The following is a 23,793-nucleotide window of genomic DNA, read 5'->3' on the forward strand; positions in this document are numbered from 1 at the left end:
CGCCCACCGAGCAGAAAGAACACCCCCATGACAGCACCCTGGAAAGACCCCGCCCGCCCCGTCGCCGAACGCGTCGACGCCCTGCTGCAGGAGCTGAGCCTCGAGGAGAAGGCCGGTCAGCTCGGCAGCTACTGGCTGCGCCCCGACCCGGAGGAGGCCACGGGCGGCGCGGCCCCCATGGAGTCCGCCTTCGCCGACGACCGCTCGACCTTCGAGGCCGCGATCGCGCACGGTCTCGGCCACATCACCCGGGCCTTCGGCAGCGCGCCGATCTCGGCCGCGGACGGGGTGGAGCACCTGCGCACCCTGCAGCGCCAGGTCGTGGAGACCTCCCGGCTCGGGATCCCGGCCATCGCCCACGAGGAGTGCCTCACCGGGTTCACCACCCTGGGGGCCACCTGCTACCCGGCCGCGATCGCCTGGGGCGCCGCCTTCGACCCCGAGCTGGTCCGCACCATGGCCCGGCACATCGGCGCCGACATGAAGGGCGTGGGCGTCCACCTCGGCCTCTCCCCCGTGCTCGACGTCGTCCGCGACTACCGCTGGGGCCGCGTCGAGGAGACCGTCGGCGAGGACCCCTACCTCGTGGGCACCCTGACCACCGAGTACGTCCGGGGGCTGCAGGAGGCCGGCGTGATCGCCACCCTGAAGCACTTCGCGGGCTACTCCACCTCCCGCGCCGGGCGCAACCACGCCCCCGTCTCGATCGGACCGCGCGAGTTCCGCGACGTCGTCCTCGTGCCCTTCGAGATGGCCGTCAAGCTCGGGCAGGCCGGCGCGGTGATGAACTCCTACGCGGACGTCGACGGCGTCCCGCCCGTCGCCGACCCCGAGCTGCTCACCACCCTCCTGCGGGAGACCTGGGGCTTCGAGGGCACGGTCGTCTCCGACTACTGGGCCGTGAGCTTCCTGGAGTCCATGCACCACGTCGCCGCGGACCCCCGCGACGCCGGCGTCCAGTCGCTCGCGGCCGGGATGGACGTGGAGCTGCCCGAGACCGGCTGCTTCGCGGACCTCGCCGGCGCCGTGCGCGACGGCGCGCTCGACGAGTCCCTGCTCGACCGCGCGGTGCGGCGGGTGCTGACGCAGAAGGTCGAGCTGGGCCTGCTGGATCCGGGCTTCGACCCCGGCACCGCGGGCGGGGCCGTCGACCTCGACTCCCCGGCGAACCGCCGGCTCGCCCGGCGCATGGCCGAGGAGTCCGTCGTCCTGCTCAAGAACGAGGGCGTCCTGCCGCTGGCCCGCGACACCGCCCGGAAGGTCGCGGTCATCGGCCCCAGCGCCGGGCAGCCCCGCGCGTTCCTCGGCTGCTACAGCTTCACCAACCACGTCCTGTCCCGCTTCGGGGAGTCCGGCACCGGCATCGAGATCACCTCGATCGTCGACGCCCTCGCCGAGGAGTTCGCGGACGGGGGGACCACCTTCCGGCACGCCCGCGGCGTCGACTTCACCGACCCCGACACCAGCGGCATCGCCGAGGCCGTGGCCGCGGCCGAGGAGGCCGACCTCGCGGTCGTCACCGTGGGCGACCTCGCCGGGCTCTTCGGCACGGGCACCTCCGGCGAGGGCTGCGACGTCGTGGACCTGTCCCTGCCCGGCCGGCAGGCCGAGCTCGTCGAGGCCGTGCTCGCCACGGGCACCCCGGTGGTCCTCGTGCTCGTGACGGGCCGCCCCTACAGCCTCGGCGCGTTCGACGACCGCTGCGCGGCCGTGGTGCAGGCCTTCATGCCCGGCGAGGAGGGCGGGCACGCCGTCGCCGGAGTGCTCTCCGGGCGGGTGAACCCCTCCGGGCGGCTGCCCGTGGGGATCCCCCGGCACGTGGGCGGGCAGCCCGGCACCTACCTGACCCCCGCCCTGGGCGGATACTCGGAGGGCGTCTCCAACCTGGACCCCCGGCCGCTGTACCCGTTCGGCCACGGCATCGGCTACTCGAGCTTCTCCTACGACGCGCTCGAGCTGTCCGCGGCCGAGATCGGCACCGACGGCACCGTGGAGGCCGCGGTCACCGTGACCAACACCTCCGGCCGGGCCGGCCAGGAGGTCGTCCAGCTGTACCTGAGCGACCCCGTCGCCCAGGTCGTCCGGCCGCTGAAGATGCTCGTCGGCTTCGCCAAGATCGCGCTGGAGGCCGGGCAGAGCGCCCGCGTGGTCTTCTCCGTCCACGCCGACCGCACCTCGTTCACGGGCCGGGCCGTGCGCCTGATCGTGGAGCCGGGCGAGTTCGTCCTGCGCGCCGGCACCTCCAGCGAGGACCTGCCCCTCGAGGGCCGGTTCACGGTCACCGGCACGGTCCGGGACGTGGAGGACGCCGACCGCGTCCTCACGACCCCCGTCGAGGTCCGCGTCGCCGACCGCGCGCTCGCCGCGTCCGCCGACGCCTCCTGAGCCCGGGGCGGGGGGGGGCCGGGGGGGGGGCGCCCCCCCCCCCCCCCCCCCGCCCCCCCCCGCCCGCCCCCCCCCCCCCCCCCCCCCCCCCCCCCCCCCCGACCGTGTGCCGGGCGGCGATGTCCAGGAAGGCCCGGGCGGCCGGGGTCAGGTCCGAGGGCCGGCTGAGCACGGCCACGTGCAGCACCGTGGTCGGCTCGATCCTCAGCACCCGCAGTCCCGTGGCCCGCGCCAGCGGGGTCCAGGACGAGGGCATCACCGCGTGCCCGACCCCGGCCAGTACCAGCGGCAGCACGGAGGTGCGGTGGGCGACCTCGGCGGCGATCTGCACCTGCACCCCGCCGGCCAGGGCGTCGTCGACGAGCCAGCGCATCAGCGAGCCCCGCTGGGAGGCCACCACCCGGTGGCCCTCCAAGGCCTGCCGGCCGATGGCCTCGCCGTCGCCGAAGTCGTCGGCGTCGGGGTTGACGATCAGCACCAGCGGCTGCTGTTCCAGGTGCATCACCTCGACCTCCGCGGAGCGGAATGGACTGTCGGCGCCGAGGACTCCGATCTCCGCGCTGCCGGTGCGCACCGCTTCGGTCACCTGCTCGGGGGTGAAGGCAGCGTCCACGCTGACCGTCACGGCCGGATGGGACTGCGCGTAGGCGTCGATCATCGACGTGAGCGGCTCGATCCCCGGGGAAGGCATGGCGATCACCTCCAGGCGGCCGCTGCGCACCCCGCGCAGATCATCGATGGCCGCCCGGGCCGTGTCGAGATCACGGACCACCACCCGGGCCGGGCCCACCAGCTCCTGACCGGCCTCGCTGAGCACCACCCGCCGGCCGATCCGGTGGAACAGCGAGACCCCCAGCTCCCGCTCCAGGCCCTTGATCGTCTGGGACAGCGAGGGTTGGGCGATGATCAGCTGCTCGGCCGCCCGGGTGAACCCGCCGTGGTCCACCACCGCCAGGAAATATTTCAGCTGCCGGACATCCATGTCTGCTTTCCCTTCTTGTGGATCACGGGGGCCTCGAGGTCCGCGCCCCACCGGAGGGTGATTCGGGTGGGCCATTGCCGTCTGGGCCACCGCACCCGCGCCCCGGGGTGCGCGTCAGCCCTGGGGGCTCTGTTCCCCTTGAACCCTTCCTGGGGTGGCACCCGGGGTCATGAGCTCCGGAAGGTCCGCGGCCCAGCGGCCACCACACGAGGCTATAACCCACCAACCCATTGGTTTTCCCTATTGGCGTAGTAGATAACGGGCCTTGGACGTGATGCAAGTCACGGGCGCATGGTGAGTCCATTCCACCGATGGAAAGGACCTGGACCGTGCAAACCCAGCAACCTGTCTCCGCCGGCACTATGAGTGCCGTACCTCGCACCGACGTGCGTGCTGCCCTGCTGGGCGGCAAGACCTTCCGCAGCCTCAGCGAGCAGACCCTGTCCCCGCGGGAGGAGAAGTTCGAACGCGGCCGCCAGACCACCGGGCTGTTCCTCGCCCCGGCGGTGGCGATCCTCTTCGCGCTCCTGCCCCTGAACCTGGACCCGACCCAGCAGACGCTGGCCGCCGTGCTGCTGGGCGTGATCATTCTCTGGATCTGCGAGCCGGTACCCATCCCGGTCGGCGGGCTGATCGGCGTGGCCGCCGTGGTCATTCTCGGCGTCGCCCCGGCCGGGGACGTGCTCGCCCCGTTCGGCTCCACCACGATCTTCACCTTCATCGGCGCCTTCATCCTCGCCGCGGCGATGCTCAAGCACGGCATCGCCCAGCGCCTGGCCCTGGCCGTGCTCTCCATCCCCGGGGTGGGGAAGTCCACCTACCGGATCATCATCGCCTTCGGCGTGATCACCTGCATCCTCTCGGCCTTCGTCTCCAACACCGCCACCGTGGCCATGCTGATGCCCACCGCCCTGGGCATCCTGGCCGTGATCGCCCAGATGATGCAGGACAAGGGTGTGGTCAAGGCCGACTTCGACCCGCTGCGCCTGCGCGTCGGGGCGGCCCTGCTGCTGATGCTCGCCTACGGCGCGTCCGTGGGCGGGCTGCTCACCCCGGTCGGCTCCCCGCCCAACCTCATCGGCCGCGGCCTGATCGAGGAGGCCACCGGCACCCGGATCTCCTTCGCCCAGTGGATGGCCGTGGCCTTCCCGATCTGCGCGGCCATGTTCGTGGTGCTGGCGATCGTGATGTTCCTGCTTAACAAGCCCGAGATCCGCCGCATCGAAGGTGTGGAGGACTACATCCGGGAGCACCGTGCGGCCCAGGGGTCGATGTCCCGGGCGGAGAAGAACACCCTGATCGCCTTCGGTCTGACCGTCACCCTGTGGCTGCTGCCGGCCTTCGTGAGCCTGTTCGCCGGTACCGAGTCCGCGGCCTACATCTTCCTCGACGACCGCCTGGACGAAGGCATCGTCGCGGTGCTGGGCGCCTCCCTGCTGTTCATCCTCCCCACCAACTGGAAGAAGCGGGAGGCCACGCTGACCTGGTCGGACGCGGCGAAGATCGACTGGGGCACGATCATCCTCTTCGGCACCGGCATCATCTTCGGCTCCCTGCTGGCCGACACCGGTCTGGCCGAGACCATCGGCACCGGGGCCTCGGAGAACCTCAACATCACCAACGTCGTGGCGATCACCGTGTTCTCCGCCGTGCTCGCGGTCCTCATCTCGGAGACGACCTCCAACACCGCCTCGGCGGCGGTGATCGTCCCGATCGTGATCCCGCTGTGCCAGGCCATGGGCGTGGACCCGTTCGTGCCCGCCATGGCCGCGACCTTCGCCGCGTCCTTCGGGTTCATGCTCCCCGTGTCGACCCCGCAGAACGCCATCGTCTACGGCACCGGGGCCGTGCCGATCACCCGCATGATCCGCACCGGCATCGTCTTCGACATCCTCGGGGTGGCCCTGATCGTCAGCATCGTCCCGGTGATGATCGCCCTCGTTGGCATCGGCGGATAACACACCATCCACTTGCCGAGGGTGGCGCCAGACGGTATCGAATTCGCCAGAGGACGGATCCTTGAGGCCCCACCATGACGGTGGGGCCTCAAAGGTTTTCCGTGCCCAGGACCCCACGAACCCCAACAGCCACCGCGTGCCCTGCCCTGGGGAAGGTAGCGGCACTTTTTGCTTTACATATGGCCGGTTAGCGGTTGCCTGCAGGAGCGCTGATTGCGACAGGCGATTGCGTGGGTCCATCCCTGATCTGTCGGGTTATCCGTGGGGGTGTGCGCCGCGCCTCAGCCCTCGCAGTCGGTGCAGTAGCTGGTGCCCGCGCTCGTGCGGGCGAGCTGGGAGCGGTGGCGGACCAGGAAGCAGGCCCCGCAGGTGAACTCGTCGACCTGCTCGGGGATGACGGCCACGGTGAGTTCTTCGTGCGAGAGGTCCGCCCCGGGCAGGTCGATGCCCTCGGCGGTGTCGAAGTCCTCGGCGTCGATGACCGCGGTCTGGGTGGCGGCGCTGCGCTGGACCTGGATCGCTTCCAGGGACTCGTTGGCCGGCTCGTCCTCGGGGCGAGTGCGCGGAGCGTCGTAGTCGGTGGCCATGATGTGGTGCGTCCTCCTGGGAAAGGCGTTGCTGTGCAGGGCTGCCCTGCACGGAAGGACCATAGTGCATCCGTGCGGTGGGCAAACCCCTGCCACCTCGCAGTGGTCGCGAAGCGGCCGTTGAACTGGCGTCGGCCATGCTCGCCGACGCACTGCAGGTGACCACGGGCGTCATCGGTGGACTGGGCGGGAGTGGTGCCGGCAGGCGGTCCCCGTTTCAGGGGACAGATCGGTGGTGGTGGTTGCCGGTGACTGCCTCCATCGGGTCTGTCGGCATCCTCGTGAAGGGATTTCTTCGAGGGCTCTGCAGATTGCGCCATGTCACCGTTGCCAGGCTGTGCAGCAACAGCTTCAGGGGGAAGCGCTTCGGGAGTTCAGTTCCCACTAGCGGCGATCCTCCGTCCCGGGGCATCGCCCGATCCCTCGCGGGCATGCAGATCCGGAGGTCAGGCACTGACCGGACACCCGTCACGTGAGGCCTTCGCTGAGGCGGAAGGACCCGCCCCAGCAGGTTCTGCCGCGCCTGTCATGCCGGCTATAGGCTTCATCCCGTTCACAGTCATTTGTTTTTGCAAATGGACTTTTGGGTGGGAGACGAGGAGCTCGTGATGGCGCGGTGGGGCAGGTTCAAGGGGTGCGTGGCGGGTGGTGCGATTGCTGCGCTGGTGCTCACGGTAGGTGGGGGCCCGGCGCAGGCCGAGGAGGCCGTGGCCGCGGCCCAGGAAGTCACAACGAGCACCACTGAGGCAGTGGCCGCGGCGGATCAAATGTTGCCCCTGGAGGCCTTCGCGGCGACCGGGGAAGGCTTCACCGCAGCCGATGGCACCGTGGCCGTCGACGGAGCCACGGTGACGGCCATGGTGGGGGCCGGTTTGGAGGTCGAGTTGTCCCTGCCGGTAGACACCACCGCAGACCCGCAGCTGACGGATCACGGAACCCTGGTCTATCCGGGGGAGTCACCCCATCTGCACGCCGAGGTCCAGAACGTCGAGGACGGATCGGCGCGAGTGCTGACCGTGGCGGAGGAGGCCTACAGCGACACCGCCGTGCATGAGTACTCCTACGCGGTGGGATTGCCGGACGGTGTGCAGCTGATGGAACTGCCCACCGGTGAGGTCGCCCTCGCCCAGGAGTCCACCGCTGTGGCCGATGGCGTCACCGCCGCCGACGTCGCGGCCGTGGACCTGGCGTCGGTGCTGCCGGATCCCGCCGAAATCGATGCCGAGGACGTGGCGGCCAACACCGCTCCCGCGGAAATGCTCGGCCCGGCCGGCGATGAGCTGCCGGAGGGGCAGAGCCTGGTGGGGGTCTTCCAAGCCCCCTGGGCGGTGGACGCCGGTGGGCAGGCCCTGCCCACCCGCTTCGAGGTCCAGGGCACGGACCTGGTCCAGGTCGTAGACACCACCGATGCGGTCTTCCCGGTGGTCTCGGATCCGCTGCCGCTGGTGGCCATCGCCCTGGGCGCGGCCGCCCGGGCCCTGGCTCCGCACGCCATCCGAGCCTTCGCCACCCAGACCATCCGGGCGGGGGTGGCCTACACCACCCGGGGCGGCTACCGCTCGTTCGCCTCGTTCAAGAACGCCGTCGGGGCGCCGCGGGCCAATTACCAGTGGCACCACGTGGTGGAGCAGTCCACCATCAGAAATCGCGGTTGGGATCCTCGGGCGATCCACAACCGGAACAACCTCGTGCAGATCCCCACTCAGGTGCATCAGAGGTGCGTGAACTCCTGGATGGCCCGTAAGGGCGTGCGGTCCTTCGGCGTCAACGCCTCGAGCAGTCAGACCATGCGCCAGTGGGTGCACGCCCAGGGCTTTTCCAAGCAGCACCAGATCGGGGTGAACCTGCTACGCCACTGCGGTGTGCGCATCTGAGCGCCCCTCACCATCCGGGCGGGCCGGCAGCAGCGTCGCTGGGCTGCTGCCGACCCGCCCGCCGTTACGATTTCCCCACCCCCCGTGAAGAGAGGACGGTCATGGCCAAAAAGCGTGGCGCCGTCGAGGCGCCCCTGCATGGACCCTTCGGCCAGATCCAAGCCTGGTTGCAGAACAGGCCTACCGGCGCGGACCGGTTGCTGGAGCAGGTGGCGTTCTCCCCGGTGCTCAGCGAGCAGTCCTTCGCCCCCGGCGATGAGGAGCTGACCGAGCTGTGGAGCACCGGGGGATGGGTCAGCTGGCTGGGCGGGCCCGCCGCAGCGCCCCTGGAGCAGTGGCCCCGGGCGGCCGATGGCACGGCCCTGGCCCATGTCCTCACCCTTGACCTGGCGGACACGGCCGGGGTGCTCGACGCCCAGGGCAAGGCCGCCTGGCCGGGGCTGCGCGAAGGCCTGCCCACCACCGGGGTGCTGGAGGTCTTCCACGACCTGCGCTCCTTCGGCGACGAGACCGGCGACCGGGACGCGGGCGCGTGGTCGGTGCGCTGGGTGGCCGAGCCGGACCGTACCACCTTGGTGGAGCCCCCGGCCGATGTCGAGGTCCCGGCCCCGGCCTGCCAGCTCGTGATGGCCCTGCCGGGATTCACTCTGCCCCCCGCCGCTGACGCCGCCGGCGGGCCGCAGGAGGACTTCGAGACCGCCGAAGCGCTCGAAGAGGTCCTGCAAAGGGCATGGCTGGCTCAGCGCACCGGCTCCACCGAGGGGTACCCGGTGCCGGTCAGTCACGTCTACGGCCACAGTCAGCACGGGGAGATCAACGCCCGGGCCCTGCTCGCCGAGGTGCTGCCGCTGAATACTCCCGGTGACGAGCACCGTCTGGTCCTGGACCTGGAGAGCTGGACGGCCCTGGAGGGGTGGTTCGGCGACGCCGGAAGCCTCGAGGTCTGGATGCGCACCACCGACCTCGAAGCCCGCCGCTTCGACCAGGCGTGGTGCCTGATCCGCACCGACTGAACCACCTCCACGAGCGTCGTCAGGGGATCGGCTCCGCGCCCGGACGTGCTTCTGGCGCCGCCGCAGCCGCTGAGGTCGACTTTGCTTTACATATGGCCAGCTATCGGACACTAAACATGCCCTTCCGAGCAGGGCAAGAACGGCTTCCCGGTGTAGCAAAGCCCCCGGTAAATCACCGAGGGCTTTACTACTCTCCTGCGGGTGCTACTGCACGTCGACGAATACCTTATCTCCGAGCATGCCAGGGGTGACGGCGAGAACGCCTTGGTCAGCCGTCGTGGTCGGCACTTCAAAGGCCGCATTGCCTGTTGCCGTGCCATCCGTGTAGAGCGTGCTGATGGTATCGATCGCCTCCGGTGCGACGACGGCGTTGTCGAAGCTGTTGACCGTCGTGCTGTCTGCTGTCACGTACTCGACTGCGACGAAAGCCGGCATCTGCCCCTCTGGGTCATCGCCCAGATAGGTCGCGGAGTAGTTGATGAGCATGTACTCCGAGCCCTCGGCAGGCGGCTCGTTGAATTCATTGGCAGAGACAACGGCGTCCGTGGCGGCGAGGGTGACGGAGTTGACGACGACGCGCCAATCGTCGGATTCGATCACCGAGCCGATCGGGTAGGGGTTCCCACGCGTTCCGGCTTCGGCGGCCGCGTCTCCCTCGGCTGCACCATCATCGGCAACCGCGTCATCAGACGGTTCGACGACGGTGGTGTTCCCGCTGTCGAACGCCTCATCGAAAGAGGTGGCGACGACGGTCAAGAACACGACGACTCCGACAATCGTGCCCACGATCGAGAGAATCACAGCGGTGATGCCCATCCATTTGGACTTGTCCTTGAGGAACAGGGAAACGAGACCCAGAACAAAGGCAATCGGCAGCAGAATCCAGCCGACGATGAGGGCGCCGGGGATGCAGGCGAAAATGAAGCCGAGCACTGCTGTGATCAGCGCGATGAGCCCCACAACGTTCGACTGCTTTTTCGCCTTGGTCTGCGGAGGCGGAAGCATCTGGGTGGACGCCCCCTGGTCAAAATGAGCGGGGAAGGGTTGTGGCGTCTGGTGGGACGGGATTTGCTGTGATCCCTCCCTGGGAGGTCCTGATGATGTCATTGCCCAATATTTGCAGATGCGAAAGTCCCACAGCGTCAAGACACGACACCGCCCTGCACGAACTCTTGTCGAGGTGATCATGCCGGAGCGGGACTCCTCGGCGCTTCCTGCAGTGCGGTTGAGGCGCCGATGAACGCCGTGCACCCGGGTTCCCTACTGACTTGACCATTTAATGGAGGGGTGCCGATTCTGAATAAAGACATGACCATGTGCATCTCGCTCTCGGCCCGACCGAGCAACAACGGGACCCGCTTCCACAACCACCTCTACGAACAGCTCGGGCTGAACTGGATCTACAAGGCCTTCGCCCCCACCAACCTGGAGCAGGCCATCGCCGGTGTCCGCGGACTGGGCATCCGCGGCTGCGCCATCTCCATGCCGTACAAGGAGGACGTCATCGCCTTGGTCGACGAGATGGATCCGTCCGCGAAGGCGATCGATTCGGTGAACACCATCGTCAACGACGCCGGCCACCTCACTGCCTACAACACCGACTACACGGCGATCGAGCAGCTACTGGAACGCAACGACGTGCCCACCGACTCCTCGGTGCTGCTGCAGGGAGCCGGCGGCATGGCCAAGGCCACTGCCGCTGCGCTGCGCGACGCGGGCTTTGGCGACGTCACCATCATTGCCCGAAACGAGGCCGCAGGAAGTGCCCTCGCTGACCTCTACGGCTTCAGGTGGCGACCCGAGCTGGACGGTGCCACCGCCGACATGATCATCAACGTCACACCCATCGGCATGGCAGGCGGCGCCGAAGCGGACTCTCTGTCCTTTCCGGCCGCGGCCGTTGAAGCCGCCGAGGTGGTGTTCGACGTGGTGGCCTTACCGCCGGAAACGCCGCTAATCAGAGCCGGCAGGGCGGCGGGCAAAAAGGTCATCACCGGTGCGGAGGTGGCCACCATCCAGGCGCTTGAGCAGTTCGTGCTGTACACGGGTATCCGCCCCACAGACCAGCAGGTGCAGGACGCCGAAGAATTCGTCCGGGCAGAGTAGGCCAGCCCCGCTTAACCGAGACCGCCACCTACTCCTCGCCGATCCCCGTCAAACTCAAAGTGAGCCGACACGGGCGGGACGTCGCCGCGATCGACTTCGAACCCGACGACTACCCCGCCCTGCTCCCGGCCTACCAGCAACGCCTCCTGGACACGCACCAGCAGCCGTAACCGACCGAGGGACTGCGGTCTCGGGCGCAGCCGCAGGACAAGGAAGGCCCGAAGAGTTACTGGTTCGACCATGGACTGGGGATGCGGCAGCAACTCGAGACCCGCCGCTTTACATATGGCTGGTATAGGCCATCAACCCAGCTCGGATGACCTATTCGTGCGGCAGTCCCGTTCGTCGAGGTACTTGGAGGTGGTGGTCACCGAAGCGTGACCCAGCAGCTGGGCAACGACCTTCACGTCCCAGCCTTCGGTGAGCATCAGGGTGGCTGCGGTGCTACCGGACATTGCCCGCGGGAATGATGATGCAGTTGAGGTTCGGCATCTGGTTGCGGCCCTACGATGACCCCGTGCTCCATGACTTCTCCTTGCGACCGTTGATGGCAGCGGAGAACGCGTTGCTGGCCGCGGCCACGCTCGGGAACCTCAACTGGTGCGGGCAGCGGTTCATAGCGGCCGATGTGCGCACGCGGTCGGAGTTCGCCCACTACACGGTCGTTGATCCCCAGCGCGGCGACTTCGGTTGGGTGGCCGAAGTCGGGAAGGGCGCCATCGGCGTTGTCTGGGCCCAATTCCTGCCCCCGGATGATCCTGGTTACGGATTCCTCGCCGAGGACACCCCGGAGGTGAGCCTGTGGGTGCGGGGCGACTGGCGTGGCCGGGGAGTGGGCAGGGCGCTCCTGCGCCGGGTGCAGGACGACGCGCGAGCTCGAGGGGTGCCCCGGCTCAGCCTGTCGGTGGAGGCCGACAACTACGCCAAGAAGCTCTATGCGGCGGAGGGCTTCGTCGACGTCCCCGGACGTGCAGCCGATGGCGTCATGGCCTGGAACCCATAACAGGCACCGGGCCAGCACCACGCAGACGGCATCCCCAGGGGAAGGCTTAGCCGATGCGGTCGGAGTCGGTGTCCGCAGGACCGGGGGGCCCAGCAATTCCAGCCTGCCGTACGCGCCGGCGGAAACCGCCTCTGGGCGGACAACCCGGCCCCGGACCGCCTCGTCAGCACGGCGGGGCGTCCCACCGGCGGAAGTGGGGACATTATGAAAGTCGATCTTTTCCTTACCGGTCGGTACGGTTGGGGTATCGCGCACGGTGCTCAGTCGGGGGGCTGGGCCACCTAGTGTGGACCGTGTCAGAGGGCGCAGCCGGGGGGCTGGCCCATTCCAGACCGGTCGAATAGCCGCCGTCCTGGCGGCAGAAGAGCTGGGGCCTTGGGCTCCGTCGCCGGGGGGGGGGGGGCGACGCTTCTGCCGCCGGGCCGGCGGCCCCTTACGGCACTCATGACCGTCCCTCCGTCCCTGTGGCAGCACATCGTCCAATCGCAGGTAGCTGCCCCGGTTGAGGAGGCCCGCATGAACGATGCCCACCCTGCCGCAGCGCACGCCAACTGGGCGACTCCCGTGGCCGATCCGCTGTCCCGGGCGGCGGCCTTTGCCGCCCTGCGCCCGGCCCTGGAGGCCCTGATCCACCAGGCAAGCGCCGACTCCCGGCTGAGCCCGGAGGCCCGTCGGGTGCTGCGCGCGGTGGCCCGCACCCGCCCCGAGCACACCCTGGCGCTGGCCGAGCTCGCCGCCCGCGCCAGCACGGCCAAGGCCCAGGTTCGCCTCGCGTTGACCGAGCTGGACGCCCACGGCTATCTCGCCCACCTGGCACACATCGCCCCGCACCTGAGCGCAGCACTGCCCCCACATACTCGCTGCACCCCGGCAACGGACCCTAAGGTCGAACCCGTCGACGGAGACACCTCCTGAACCTCCTCGTCCATAGTCCAGCCTCCGTGCAACGACCTCACGCCGAACCCGGCGGGTCTGATGCACTGTGGGTTGCTTTCCGGGCCGTGGAGTGCTGGCTAGTGACGGAGGTTGTAGAGCGTGATCGAGGCCAGCATCGTCAACCCGGCCAGCACTGCGGCTGCGGGCCCTGCCGTGGGAGTGACGAAAAGACCCACCGCCGCGGCGATGGCCGCGGGACGCAGGGGCTCTGCCTCGAGGGTGCCGAAGGCCGTGGTGGCGAGTGGGATCAGCACCAGCGTCGCCACCACACTCGTCACGTAAATCGTCAGGGCATGCCGGCGCGGCCGTGCTACGGCGGGGTCGTGCCGGTGCAGCAGTGTCGCGGCCAACCATCCGAGCGCGAGCACGCCCCAGGCAACCAGGGTCAGTCCGGGCCGCGGTGGGACCAGTGCGGAGGCGTTGGCCAGCACGAAGGTGCTGCCCCCGGCCGCGCCCACAGCCGAGCCCACCAACAGCGGCAGGACGGCGGCGAAGTCCCGGGGCGGCTTCCGCTGCTGATGGGCTGGAGGAGTCGATTCGGGACGTGAGGTGTTCACAGCGTCCACGCTCCTCCTGGAAGCTGCAGGACTCCCCGCGCGCCACGCCGAACGGGCGCCAGCGACACGTCAGCGGGGAAAGCTCTGCGCGCACTGGTGGTGTCTGTGAGATGCACCCCCATTGGAGAAGGTCTGGGGGAAGAAGCCATGTTGCTGATGCGGGCCGGGGTCCGTGAAAGCGGGACGCGGGGCCGGGGCCGAATGCTGTGGGAGTACGGTGGAATTCGAACGACGCGATCCGGTGACCAGGTGGGCGCCCCGTACCTGGTGCCGTTTCCCCTACCTGGCCTGAAGGGAACAGCATGAGCACCTCCTCGCACGCCGAGGGCCTGCAGGGGTCGCCGGCGCGGATGTCCCCGGATGCTAGCCCGGTGTCTTCTCGGCGGCGGATCCCGTTGCGGTCGACCTGCGCGCAGCCCCACGTCTGTCCGGCGCCGGTGCGGATGCGGGTGCTGTCCCGGACACCGATGTTCGCCGGGCTGGTCGAGGAGCAGCTGGCGGACATCGACCGGAGGATGACCTCCCTGTCCTGGGCTGAGGGGGACGCGCTCCACGTCGAGGGCGCACCGGCTGAGCACCTCTACCTCGTAGCCGCGGGACGGGCCAAGGCTTACCGGACCGCCCCGAATGGGCAAGAGGTCGTGGTGGAGCTACTGGGGCCGGGAGACCTGTTCGGCGGGCTGCGCACCCTCGGCCAGGAAGCCTACGCCGAGACTGTCGAGGCTTTGACCACCGTGTGCGCCCTGCGGATCGGCGACGACGCGTTCCGCCAGATCCTCGGCGAGCACCCAGAGGTGGGGCTGCGGGTGCTCGAGGACACCACAGCGCTGCTCGCCCAGGCCCGCACCGACGTCACCCGGCAGTCCACGGCCACCGTGGCCGAGCGACTGGCGGCGGTCCTGCTGCGCCTGGCGGAGAAGTTCGGGGAGCCCGCCCGCGAGGGCGGGACCTTGATCGAGCTGCCGCTGTCGCGGGCGGATCTGGCGGGGATGACCGGGTCGACCCCGGAGTCCGTCTCCCGGGTGATGAGCCGGTGGCGCAAGGACGGTGTCATCGACGCCGGCCGCCGCTGGACTGCCGTGCGTGACCCGCGCCGGCTGGCGGAGATCGCCGGAGCGGAGGCCTGACCCCCGAGCTTCGCGGTTGATTGACGCCCGTCATGGTCCGAGGACCCGGTCCTTCGTAGGTTGGAGACACACCCGATGAGGTGAGTACTCCACAACAGGGAGAGGAACCACCACCATGACCACCACCACAGCCACCACCACTCACACGGTCCTGCGCGCCGAGGGCTTCTCCTGCCCCTCCTGCGTGGCCAAGATCGAGAAGCGCGTCGGGCGTCTGAAGGGCGTCGACGCGGTGAAGGTCCACTTCGCCTCGGCCCGCATCGAGGTCGACCACGACCCTGCCCTCGTGAGTGTGGAGGACATCGTCGCCGCTGTTGCCAAGGTCGGCTACACCGCCCGCCCCGCCGCCTTCTGACCCGCCGCACCCACAGCCCGCGCCGCTGCCGGGACCTCCCCAGGAGGTCACGGCAGCGGCGCTCTTCGTTGCCCGCCGAGCCGGCGCTCATTGGCCCTTCCTGCGATCGTGCGGTTGATTGATCCCCGACATGTTCGGGTCCGTGGGCTGTGCGTAGCGTCGTGAACAAGCCCCCATCAGGGGCGAGAACGGTTACCAGGAAGGACGGACATCATGAACAGGGTGCAGAGGTGGATTTACGGCCGGTGGGCGATCCCCGCGGTTGCGGGGGTGCTGATCCTCGCCTCGTTCGTCGCCTCCGAGGTCGTCGGCTCGGTCCTGTGGGCGGATGTGCTCATGCTCGCCGCCGCCGTCGTCGCCGGCAATCAGATCGTGGTCAAGGCCGTCCGGGCGATGGTCGCCCGCATGGTCGGGATCGACCTGCTGGTGGCGGTCGCCGCCATCGGGGCGGTCATCATCGGCAACTACTGGGAGGCCGCCGCGGTGACCTTCCTCTTCGCGGTCGGCCACGCCCTGGAGTCGGCCACCCTCAACAAGACCCGCTCGGCGCTGGCCGAGCTCGTCGCGGTCGCCCCGGACACCGCCGTGGTCCTGCGTGACGGGGAGCAGGTCGAGGTTCCGGCCGCGGACGTGGCGATGGGCGAGGTCGTGCTGGTCAAGAACGGCGCCAAGGTTCCCGTCGACGGCCAGGTCGTGGCCGGCACCGGTGCCGTGGACGAGGCTTCCATCACCGGGGAGTCCATCCCGGTGGAGAAGGCCAAGAGCGACCAGGTCTTCGCCGGGACCGTCTCCCGCGGCGGGTTTCTTCAGGTGCTGGCCACCGGCATCGGCGCCGACACCACGCTGGCCCGCATCATCCACCGGGTGGAGGAGGCCCAGGACGCCAAGGCGGCCACCCAGGCATTCATCGACCGCTTCTCCACCTGGTACACCCCCGCAATCATGGTCCTGGCACTGGTCGGTGGCTTGATCACCGGGGACGTGGTGCTCGCCCTGACCCTGCTGGTCATCGGCTGTCCCGGAGCCCTGGTGATCTCCATCCCGGTCGCCATCGTGGCCGGCATCGGCCGTGCGGCCCGCAATGGCATCCTGATCAAAGGTGGGGAGTTCCTGGAGACCTCCGCGAGGATCACCGCCGTCGCCGTGGACAAGACCGGCACGCTCACCGAGGGCCGCCCGCAGCTGACCGACGTGGTCGTCTTGGACCCGGCGCTGGACCGCGCGGACGTGCTGGGCTGGGCCGCGGCCGCGGAGGCCGGCTCCGAGCACCCCCTGGCCCGCCCGATCCTCGACGCCGCTGCGGCCGAGGGCGTGGGCGCCTCCGTGGTCCCCGAGGCGGTCGACCCAGTGCCGGGCAAGGGCATCGTGTCGACCACTGACGGGGTGCGGGTGCTGATCGGCAACGCCGCGTTGCTGGAGCAGTACGGCATCACCGACCCGAAGGCTGCAGCTGCGGCCCAGAAGCTCGCCGCGGCTGGGCGGACACCCATGATCGTGGCCGTCGACAATGCCGTGATCGGTGTCATCGCCGTGGCCGACCAGGTGAGGGCCGACGCGGCCGAGATGGTGTCCCGGCTCCACGAGGCCGGGGTGGAGAAGGTCGTCATGCTCACCGGTGACGCCCCGTTGGTGGCTCAGGCCATCGGGAAGGTCACCGGGGTGGACGAGATCCGCGCCGGGTTGCTGCCCGAGGACAAGCTCGAGGCGGTCGCGGCGCTGCAGCGGGAGGGCCACTTGGTGGTGATGGTCGGCGATGGCGTCAATGACGCCCCCGCCCTGGCCACCGCGGACATCGGCGCGGCCATGGGCGCGGCCGGCTCGGCTGTGGCCGTGGAGACCGCCGACATCGCGCTGATGGGCGACAACCTGCTGAAGCTGCCCGAAGCGATCGGGCTGGCCAAGCGCACCGTGGCCGTGATGCATCAGAACATCACCGTCGCCCTGATCACCGTGGTGCTGTTGTTGGCCGGGGTCTTCGCCGGCGGGGTCACGATGTCGATCGGGATGCTCGTCCACGAGGCTTCTGTGCTCGTCGTGATCGCCAACGCCATGCGGCTGCTGCGCCGCGCCCAGGACACCACCCCCGCGACGGGCACCACACCGGCCGCCCCGGCCACAGACCGGGTGACATCCCGGTCCTAGGACACCACCGTGGCGGGCGGCCCCACACCAGGACCGCCCGCCACGGGGCGGAACGCACCACCAGTCCTGCCCGGCCCCGGGCGGAGAGACCACCATCACTGCAGGAGGAGCATCATGAGCGCGCAAGAGCACTTCATCATCGAGGGCAACATTGAGCACTTCACCATCGCCGACATCGCTGGCAGCAACCCCGACTTCCGCCAGGTGCTGTGGACCGGCCAACACGCTCAGATCGTTGTCATGACCATCCCTACCGGTGGTGAGATCGGCGAGGAGGTCCACGAGCACACCGATCAGATCCTCACCTTCGTCGCCGGCACCGGGGAAGCCGACCTGAACGGGCACACGCATCCGATCGAGGCCGGTGACCAGTGCGCGGTCCCGGCCGGGGCCCGGCACAACTTCCGCAACACCGGGGATGAGCCCCTGGTGCTCTACACCGTCTACAGCCCGCCCGAGCACGCCGCCGAGGCCGCCTACGCCACCAAGGAGGAGGCGGACGCGGCCGAGGCCACCGGCCGGGACGAACCCCCGACCGGTTGAGCCCGCACTCATCCACACCCTCTAGAGAAGAAACGAGGAAGACGATGTCCACGGTCTACGTGTTCACCGATTTCGGCGGTCCTGAGACCCAACAGCTCCTCGATCGGCCCGCCCCGCAGCCTGGCCCGGGCGAGCTGGCCGTGGAGGTTCGGGCCGCCGGGGTGAATCCTGTCGACTGGAAGATCCGCTCCGGGGTACTGGGGCGGGACCGGGAGTTGCCGGCCCCGATGGGCCGGGAGGTCTCCGGCGTCGTGACCGATCTCGGGGAAGGCGTAAAGGGTTTCGCGGTCGGCGACGAGATCCTCGGCCCCGTCGCTCCGGGTCACGGCGGGTTCGCCGAGCACACCCTCGTGCGGGCGGCCGAGGCGGTCGCCAAGCCCGAGGAGATCTCCTTCGCCGACGCCGCCACCATCCCGGTGGCTGCGGCCACCGCCTATGACGCCACCCACCAGTTCGAACTCGAACCCGGCCAGAGATTGCTGATTCTTGGCGCCGGCGGCGGGGTGGGACTGATGGCCGCCCAAATTGGGCGCGTCCACCAGTTCACCGTCATCGGCGTCGCCAGCCAGTCCAAGCGCAAGATCGTCGAATGCACCGGGGCGACCTTCGTCCCCTCCGGGGAAGGAGCTGCTGACCGCGTCCGCGAGGTCGCCCCCGAGGGGGTGGACCTTATCGTCGACCTCGTCGGGGGTGAGGCCCTGGGCGAGGTCGCCGGCCTGGTTACCGATCCGGCCAGGATCATCTCGGCGGCCGACGCCACGACCGCCACAGAACTGGGCGGGGCGGCACTGGAACGCACCGAGGAGGCGATGGAAAAGATCACCGAGGTCATCGAATACGGACTCGTCGATCCCCACGTCACCGCCTGCTATCCCCTGGCAGAAGCAGGACGGGCGATCGCCGAGGTCGAGGCCGGTCACGCCACCGGCAAGATCGTCATCGAACCCACCCCCGTGTGCTGATCATGGGCACGCCCGGAGCCTCATGCGGTGAGAACAAGGGCGCCGGTGTGGCGGCCCCAGCCCATTGACGGGGGCCGTCACACCGGCACCTGTCGACTCATCTTGAGGCGGGGCGCGAGAGAGCGGATCCAGCCCACAGAAGGAACATCCCATGTGCCAGAAGACCAGTCCGACCACGAGCCCCCGCATCGCCACGGCGACGCGCACCAGCGTCGAAACCGTCCAGCTCCAGCAGCTGATCAAGAACGCGGAAACAGCCGCCGCCCAGTACGAACGGAACGAAGCGAAGATCGAGCAGTGGGGACTCGATTCCTTCCCCGCCTCCGACCCGCCCCAGAACTACTAAACCCCAGGGGTTGGCTGCTCGGGCGTCCCGACAAGCGACGCGTGCTCGGCCCCGGCCGGGGAGAGGCTGATTCCTCCACCCCGACACGGGGTCGGTGTTCCCGCCGGAGCGGTGGGTGTCACCGCAGGCGCAGCGGAGCGGTGGCGAACCCACCCACGGGCGGCAACTCGCGTTCCCGGGGCCGGTCCGGATCGGGCTCGATCACGGCCGTCGCCGCCAGGGCGGCGCGGGTCAGTACTCGCAGCTCGAGGGTCGCCAGCGGCCTGCCAGGGCACACGTGCTTGCCGATCCCGTACACCAGGTTGTACGGGGCGTTGCCGACCGGGTCGAACGCGTCCGGGTCAGCGAAGATCCGCGGGTCGCGGTTGGCGGCGGTCCAGTTCAGGAGCACCCGGTCGCCGGCGGCCAGCTCTCGACCACCGACTGTGACGGGTTCCGTCGTGATGCGGCGGTTGGCGACGAACGGGTCATCGATCCGCAGGATCTCATCGAGGATCGCGTCGAACTCCCGGTCGGACACCCCCGAGCGCAGCCGGGCCTGCAACTCGGGTTGATCGGCCAGATAAGTCAGTACCACGCCGGTGCACAACGCCATCGACCCCAAGTCACCGCCGGTCCAGTTGCGCAGGATCGAGACGATCTCATCGTCGCTGAGCTCCCGCCCATCAACCTGGGCACGCACAAGCTCAGTGGTCACGTCATCGGGCGCACCGTCGCCGGCCTCGCGGCGGACGTCGGTCAAGGATCGGATGATGGCGTCGAAGCGCTGGGCGACCTCAGTGGTGCGGGAACGGTCCCGGGAGCGGGTGGCGGCATGGTTGTCCTGCATCCACTGCAGCAGATCCTCCTCCAGGCCTGCAGGCCACCCCAGCCAGGCCGTCTGTGCGCGCACGGCGAAGCGGGAGCCGACCGCCACGGCGTCGATCGGGCCGGGGACCTCGAGCTGGCCCACCAGGTCGGTGGCGACCCGCTGCACCACCGGCTCCAGGGCGCTCATCCGCTCAGGGGTGAAGAACCGCTCCACGAGGGCGCGGAAGGCCGTGTGGGTAGGGCCGTCAAGACCGTTGGGCACCTGGAGGTAGCGGGAGACTGCGTTGGAGAAGCTCTCGTGGTCCAGCGCGGCGGCAGTGACGTCAGCGTGGGTGAACAACGTCCAAGCACCACTGGCATCGCGGGCCACGGGACAGCGTGAGCGCAGCTTGTCGTAGGCGGCCACAGGATCGCGACGGACCTGCGGGCCCCGCGGGTTCCAATCGGACCGGACGGGATCCGTGGCCGGTCCCGGTGCCGTGGCGGGTCCGGCCAGCGGGGGTGCGTGGGGGATGGCGTCATCGGCCGAGGGATGGCCTGTCATGTGTGTCCTGTCGTGGGTGGCCGTCAGCGCGGTGCGCGGGGACCTCCGCGCCGGCGGTGGGGGCAGTTGGTGGTGGTGTTCAGGGGTGGGTTCGTTCGTCGACTTTCCCGCCGTTGCGTACGGTGAGGGCGAGCAGCAGGGACAGGATCGCGAAGCCGGCCAGCAGGGTCAGGCCCACGAAGTAGCTGTTGTGCTCGGCGTTGTAGGTGGCGCCCATGACCAGCGGCGGGAAGTATCCGCCCAGGCCGCCGGCGGCGGCGATGATGCCGCCGATGGTGCCGACGTCCTTGGCCGGGGCGGCTCGGCCGACCCAGCCGAAGACACCGCCGGTGCCCAGGCCGAGGAAGAGTGCCATGAGCAGGAAGGTGGGGCCGTAGACGCGTTCCTGACCGGGTTGGAAGGCTACGACCATGGCGAGCACGGCGGTGCCGGACAGAGCGGTCAGGGTCACCGTCTTCGGCCCGATCTTGTCGGCCAGGATCCCGCCGATGGGTCGGGCGATGACGGCGGCCAGGGCGAAGCCGGCGGTGCGGGTGCCGGCGGCGGTGGCGTCGAAGTCGTAGACGTTGTCGAGGTAGGTCGGCAGGTAGTTGGAGAACGCGACGAACGCCCCGAAGACGACCCCGTAGAGGAAGCACAGTTGCCAGGTGACTTTCAGCGTGAACGCGTGTTTGATCTTCGGTAGGACCGGCTCGGGGGCCTTGGCCCCGTGCACGGGAGAGTCCCGTAGCAGCGCCCAGCACAGCACAGCCATGACTCCCACGATCACCGCGATCAGGACGTGGGCGCCCAGGTATCCGATCCCGGTCACCAGGCGGGGGGTGAGGAACGCGGAGACGGCGGTGCCGACCATACCGGCGCCGAAGACCCCGGTGGCGAAGCCCTTGCGGTGGGATTCGTACCACCCCGAGCAGAACGGGACGCCCACGGCGAAGACGGTACCGGCGATGCCGAGGAAGAACGCCACGGCCACGAGCAGTCCGAAGCTGCCCAGCTGCCCGACGAGCCCGGTGACGAGCACCAGGGGAGCGGTGATGCCCAGGATGACGGTGAACATCACCCGCCCGCCGTAGCGGTCGGTCAACGCGCCAACGGGCACCCGGCAGACGGCGCCGACGAGGATCGGCATGGCCACCAGCACCGAGGTCTGGGTGGCGTCGAGGTCCATCTGCTGGGCATAGCGCTTGGCCAGCGGCCCCACGATCGTCCAGGCCCAGAAGCCGACTGCGGACGCCAGGGTGGCCAGGAGCAGGTTGCGCAGCTGCCCGACCTTGAGGTCAGGGGCAGTGGTGCCGGAAGAGGTCGCGGGGGAGGTGGATGACATGGCTGTCCTCGTGCGTTCGGTGGGCAGGGCGAGACGTCAGTGGCGACCGGCGCGGTTGCGGCCCGTGGGTGCTTTCGTGGTGCCACGGGCCCGGTCCCGGGTGCCCACGGGCTCCCAACCCCGGCGCACCGGGGCCAGGTTCGTTCCGGAGGCGCGGTCACGGGAGCGGTAGACGATGTAGGGGCGGAACAGGTAGTGCACCGGTGCGGTGAAGGCGTGCACCAGGCGGGTGAAGGGCCACAGCGCGAAGAGCGCCATCGCCCACAGGGCGTGCACCTTGAAGCCGGGGCCGGCCGCGGCCATGGCGGCGACGTCGGGTTGGAAGATCCAGATGGAGCGGAACCACGGGGAGACGGTCTGGCGGTAGTCGACCACGGTGGTGTCGAACAGGGACAGCACCGTGGTGCCCAGGCCCGTGAGCAGCGCGCCGACGAGCATGACGTACATGAGCTTGTCGTTCTTGGTGGTGGCCATGAACACCGGCCCGGTGGTGCGCCGGCGCCAGATGAGCAGCACGATCCCGACCAGGGTGCCCACCCCGGCGATCGTGCCGATGCCCAGGGCCATGATGTGGTACAGGTGCTCGTTGATCCCGACGGCGTCGGTCCAGGTGCGGGGGATCACCAGCCCCATGACGTGCCCGGCCAGCACTGCGAGGATGCCGAAGTGGAACAGCGGGGAGGCGATGCGCAGGATGCGGGACTCGTAGAGCTGGGAGGAGCGGGTGGTCCAACCGAACTGGTCGTACTTGTAGCGCCAGATCGAGCCGCCGATGATCAGCGCCAGCACGACGTAGGGCAGGGCACCCCACAACAGGACGTCCCCCACCCCGATCTCGACGGTCTCGGGAGGCGGAGCGGTGGGGATCATGGGCTGTTCCTTTCGGTGACGGGCAGCAGCCGGGGGTCGTAGGGGTCCAGGCCCACGGATTCGGTGGGCGGGCCGTAGCCGGCCATCCGCATCACCGCGTCGCGGTCCTCCGGGGAGACCCCGGGCAGGGTGGAGCACACCAGGGCGAGGGCGCCGCGGTGCGGCAGGCCGTCGTCGCGCAGGGACAGCCGCAGCAGCTCCAGGGACGGGCGGTAGCGCTGCAGCAGTTCGTAGCCGTCCTCGGGGGAGACCTTCGCGGTGAACTCCAGCACCAGTGGCAGGTAGTCCGGCAGCTCGGACTCGTCCAGCTGCGCCCCGTGGGAGCGGTAGATCTCTTTGAAGGCCGCCAGTGCCTCCCCACGGCGTCGGGTGTCCCCGTCGGTCCAGTAGGTCAGGTGCAGGCTGTGCCGCCGGGACAGGTCAAACTCCTGGACGTAGTCGGCCTGCACCTCATCCAAGGGGCGAGCCGTGAACCACTCGAACAGCTCCTCGACCTCCTCCACGGGGGCCTCTACCTCTGTGAGCGCCCCGTGCAGCAGCGGGAGCACCTCGAGCATCGCCGGGTCCGGGTAGCCCAGCAGCACTGCGGCGGCCTGCCGGGTCACCGCGCTGCGCCGGGGGTCCGGGTCGGCGTAGGCGCCCGGGTCGAGGGTGCCCGGCCCGGCCTTGCCGAGCAGCTTCTCCAGCAGCCCCATCAGCGCGCCCCGTTCCCGTCCTGGGGCGGGAACAGGCCCTGGGGCTTGCCCCGCCCGTCCCAGTTGAGCAGGTTGACCCGCCCTCCCAGTTCCTCGTTTCCGGTGGGGTCGGTCCCGCGCTGCCGTGCCTGCAGGGCCGCGAAGTTCTCGGCCGCGACTGGCATCGGCGTTCCGGAGGCTTCGCCGAACACCCCGGTCTGGCCCATGCCGGGCCCACCGTCCACGTCGAGGGAGCAGCCGATCTCCTCGAGGTTGTGCGCGTCCTCCAGGTGCGCGGAGGGGATGACGTAGCGTTCCTCGTACTTGGCGATCGCCATGAGCCGGTACATCTTCTGGATCTCGGTCCCGGTCATCCCGACGGCTTCGGCGATCGCCTCGTCCGCTTCCTCGCCCAGGGCGATGTCGCGCATGTAGGAGCGCATGGCTGCCAGTTTGTTGAGCACCTCCCGGATCTTCTCGGTGTCCCCGGCGGTGAACAGCTCGGCCAGGTACTCGACCGGGATGCGCAGGGAGTCGATCGCCCCGAAGAGGTTGGCGGCGTCCTCGCCGTCGTGGCCCTGGTCCTTGAGCAGGTCCACGACCGGCGACAGTGGCGGGACGTACCAGACCATGGGCATCGTGCGGTACTCGGGGTGCAGGGGCAGGGCCACCCGCAGCTCTTTGGCCAGGGTGTA

The 23,793-nt window shown here is 69.5% G+C and carries 22 protein-coding genes and 1 pseudogene; 13 read left to right on the forward strand and 10 right to left on the reverse strand.

The features are described from left to right. Positions 1-27 precede the first annotated feature (27 nt). Entirely contained in the window at positions 28-2,385 is a 2,358-nt protein-coding gene (locus ACP7CD_RS14965) for a glycoside hydrolase family 3 N-terminal domain-containing protein (protein WP_176336964.1), read from the forward strand. Here the strand turns inward: ACP7CD_RS14965 and ACP7CD_RS14970 are convergent. Further along, positions 2,321-3,367, reverse strand: coding sequence for a LysR family transcriptional regulator (locus ACP7CD_RS14970; RefSeq protein ID WP_426120537.1), 1,047 nt, complete (start codon positions 3,365-3,367; stop codon positions 2,321-2,323). The two genes, ACP7CD_RS14965 and ACP7CD_RS14970, sit on opposite strands and share 65 nt — an antisense overlap. A gap of 362 nt (positions 3,368-3,729) precedes the next feature. Here ACP7CD_RS14970 and ACP7CD_RS14975 point away from each other — a divergent pair, with 362 nt between their 5' ends. After that, positions 3,730-5,325, forward strand: coding sequence for a DASS family sodium-coupled anion symporter (locus ACP7CD_RS14975; RefSeq protein WP_336650188.1), 1,596 nt, complete (start codon positions 3,730-3,732; stop codon positions 5,323-5,325). A gap of 281 nt (positions 5,326-5,606) precedes the next feature. On the opposite strand, the gene ACP7CD_RS14980 is transcribed toward ACP7CD_RS14975, so the two are convergent. Continuing rightward, entirely contained in the window at positions 5,607-5,912 is a 306-nt protein-coding gene (locus ACP7CD_RS14980) for a DUF4193 domain-containing protein (RefSeq protein WP_426120538.1), read from the reverse strand. A 587-nt stretch (positions 5,913-6,499) separates the two neighbouring features. Here ACP7CD_RS14980 and ACP7CD_RS14985 point away from each other — a divergent pair. Together ACP7CD_RS14985 and ACP7CD_RS14990 are read left to right on the forward strand one after the other, a co-directional pair. Then, positions 6,500-7,786, forward strand: coding sequence for a hypothetical protein (locus tag ACP7CD_RS14985; RefSeq protein WP_058874194.1), 1,287 nt, complete (start codon positions 6,500-6,502; stop codon positions 7,784-7,786). A gap of 101 nt (positions 7,787-7,887) precedes the next feature. Beyond that, the gene (locus tag ACP7CD_RS14990; protein ID WP_426120539.1) at positions 7,888-8,799 is read left to right on the forward strand and encodes a DUF1963 domain-containing protein; all 912 of its coding nucleotides are present in this window, start codon (positions 7,888-7,890) and stop codon (positions 8,797-8,799) included. A 204-nt stretch (positions 8,800-9,003) separates the two neighbouring features. On the opposite strand, the gene ACP7CD_RS14995 is transcribed toward ACP7CD_RS14990, so the two are convergent. Then, complete coding sequence (locus ACP7CD_RS14995; protein ID WP_336650190.1) at positions 9,004-9,987, reverse strand: hypothetical protein; 984 nt, start codon at positions 9,985-9,987, stop codon at positions 9,004-9,006. Positions 9,988-10,086: 99 nt separating this feature from the next. Between ACP7CD_RS14995 and ACP7CD_RS15000 the strand changes: the two genes are divergently transcribed. Next, positions 10,087-10,905: a shikimate 5-dehydrogenase gene (locus ACP7CD_RS15000; protein ID WP_336650687.1), complete on the forward strand. Its 819-nt coding sequence runs from the start codon at positions 10,087-10,089 to the stop codon at positions 10,903-10,905. 302 nt (positions 10,906-11,207) lie between these two features. Here ACP7CD_RS15000 and ACP7CD_RS15005 read toward each other — a convergent pair whose 3' ends face one another. Beyond that, entirely contained in the window at positions 11,208-11,360 is a 153-nt protein-coding gene (locus ACP7CD_RS15005) for a tyrosine-type recombinase/integrase (protein ID WP_336650686.1), read from the reverse strand. 17 nt (positions 11,361-11,377) lie between these two features. Here ACP7CD_RS15005 and ACP7CD_RS15010 point away from each other — a divergent pair, with 17 nt between their 5' ends. Both ACP7CD_RS15010 and ACP7CD_RS15015 read left to right on the forward strand, forming a co-directional pair. Beyond that, entirely contained in the window at positions 11,378-11,908 is a 531-nt protein-coding gene (locus ACP7CD_RS15010; RefSeq protein ID WP_109244524.1) for a GNAT family N-acetyltransferase, read from the forward strand. A gap of 516 nt (positions 11,909-12,424) precedes the next feature. After that, positions 12,425-12,823 (forward strand): hypothetical protein, encoded by a 399-nt coding sequence (locus tag ACP7CD_RS15015; RefSeq protein WP_017834499.1) that lies wholly within the window; start codon positions 12,425-12,427, stop codon positions 12,821-12,823. A 98-nt stretch (positions 12,824-12,921) separates the two neighbouring features. On the opposite strand, the gene ACP7CD_RS15020 is transcribed toward ACP7CD_RS15015, so the two are convergent. After that, positions 12,922-13,410 carry a hypothetical protein gene (locus tag ACP7CD_RS15020; RefSeq protein WP_017834498.1) on the reverse strand — a complete coding sequence of 163 codons (489 nt, stop codon included), beginning with the start codon at positions 13,408-13,410 and terminating at the stop codon, positions 12,922-12,924. Positions 13,411-13,703: 293 nt separating this feature from the next. Here ACP7CD_RS15020 and ACP7CD_RS15025 point away from each other — a divergent pair, with 293 nt between their 5' ends. The 6 genes from ACP7CD_RS15025 to ACP7CD_RS15050 all read left to right on the forward strand — a co-directional run bounded on the left by ACP7CD_RS15025 (position 13,704) and on the right by ACP7CD_RS15050 (position 18,876). After that, entirely contained in the window at positions 13,704-14,528 is an 825-nt protein-coding gene (locus ACP7CD_RS15025) for a Crp/Fnr family transcriptional regulator (RefSeq protein ID WP_109244523.1), read from the forward strand. Between the two features lie 115 nt (positions 14,529-14,643). Next, on the forward strand, positions 14,644-14,883 hold the full coding sequence (locus ACP7CD_RS15030) for a heavy-metal-associated domain-containing protein (protein ID WP_017834496.1): 240 nt from the start codon (positions 14,644-14,646) through the stop codon (positions 14,881-14,883). Positions 14,884-15,096: 213 nt separating this feature from the next. Then, complete coding sequence (locus ACP7CD_RS15035) at positions 15,097-17,025, forward strand: heavy metal translocating P-type ATPase (protein ID WP_017834495.1); 1,929 nt, start codon at positions 15,097-15,099, stop codon at positions 17,023-17,025. A 114-nt stretch (positions 17,026-17,139) separates the two neighbouring features. Continuing rightward, positions 17,140-17,568: a cupin domain-containing protein gene (locus tag ACP7CD_RS15040; RefSeq protein WP_017834494.1), complete on the forward strand. Its 429-nt coding sequence runs from the start codon at positions 17,140-17,142 to the stop codon at positions 17,566-17,568. A gap of 44 nt (positions 17,569-17,612) precedes the next feature. Beyond that, positions 17,613-18,530, forward strand: coding sequence for an NADP-dependent oxidoreductase (locus tag ACP7CD_RS15045; RefSeq protein ID WP_017834493.1), 918 nt, complete (start codon positions 17,613-17,615; stop codon positions 18,528-18,530). Positions 18,531-18,681: 151 nt separating this feature from the next. Next, entirely contained in the window at positions 18,682-18,876 is a 195-nt protein-coding gene (locus tag ACP7CD_RS15050) for a hypothetical protein (protein ID WP_017834492.1), read from the forward strand. Between the two features lie 118 nt (positions 18,877-18,994). Here the strand turns inward: ACP7CD_RS15050 and ACP7CD_RS15055 are convergent, their stop codons facing one another. The 5 genes and pseudogenes from ACP7CD_RS15055 to narY all read right to left on the reverse strand — a co-directional run. Then, the gene (locus tag ACP7CD_RS15055; protein WP_017834491.1) at positions 18,995-20,092 is read right to left on the reverse strand and encodes a cytochrome P450; all 1,098 of its coding nucleotides are present in this window, start codon (positions 20,090-20,092) and stop codon (positions 18,995-18,997) included. 217 nt (positions 20,093-20,309) lie between these two features. Further along, positions 20,310-21,554 (reverse strand): MFS transporter, encoded by a 1,245-nt coding sequence (locus ACP7CD_RS15060; RefSeq protein WP_017834490.1) that lies wholly within the window; start codon positions 21,552-21,554, stop codon positions 20,310-20,312. A gap of 36 nt (positions 21,555-21,590) precedes the next feature. Next, a complete protein-coding gene (gene narI / locus ACP7CD_RS15065) occupies positions 21,591-22,424 on the reverse strand; it encodes a respiratory nitrate reductase subunit gamma (protein ID WP_109244522.1) in 834 nt (277 codons plus the stop codon). Next, entirely contained in the window at positions 22,421-23,119 is a 699-nt protein-coding gene (gene narJ, locus ACP7CD_RS15070) for a nitrate reductase molybdenum cofactor assembly chaperone (RefSeq protein WP_017834488.1), read from the reverse strand. Before narJ ends, narI begins: the two co-directional genes overlap by 4 nt. After that, positions 23,119-23,793 (reverse strand): annotated as a pseudogene (gene narY, locus ACP7CD_RS15075) (nitrate reductase subunit beta); the annotation flags it as partial. The gene narJ and the pseudogene narY, both read right to left, overlap by 1 nt.

This window comes from Kocuria sp. LHG3120, assembly GCF_049897445.1.
GTDB classification, from domain to species: Bacteria; Actinomycetota; Actinomycetes; order Actinomycetales; family Micrococcaceae; genus Kocuria; species Kocuria rosea.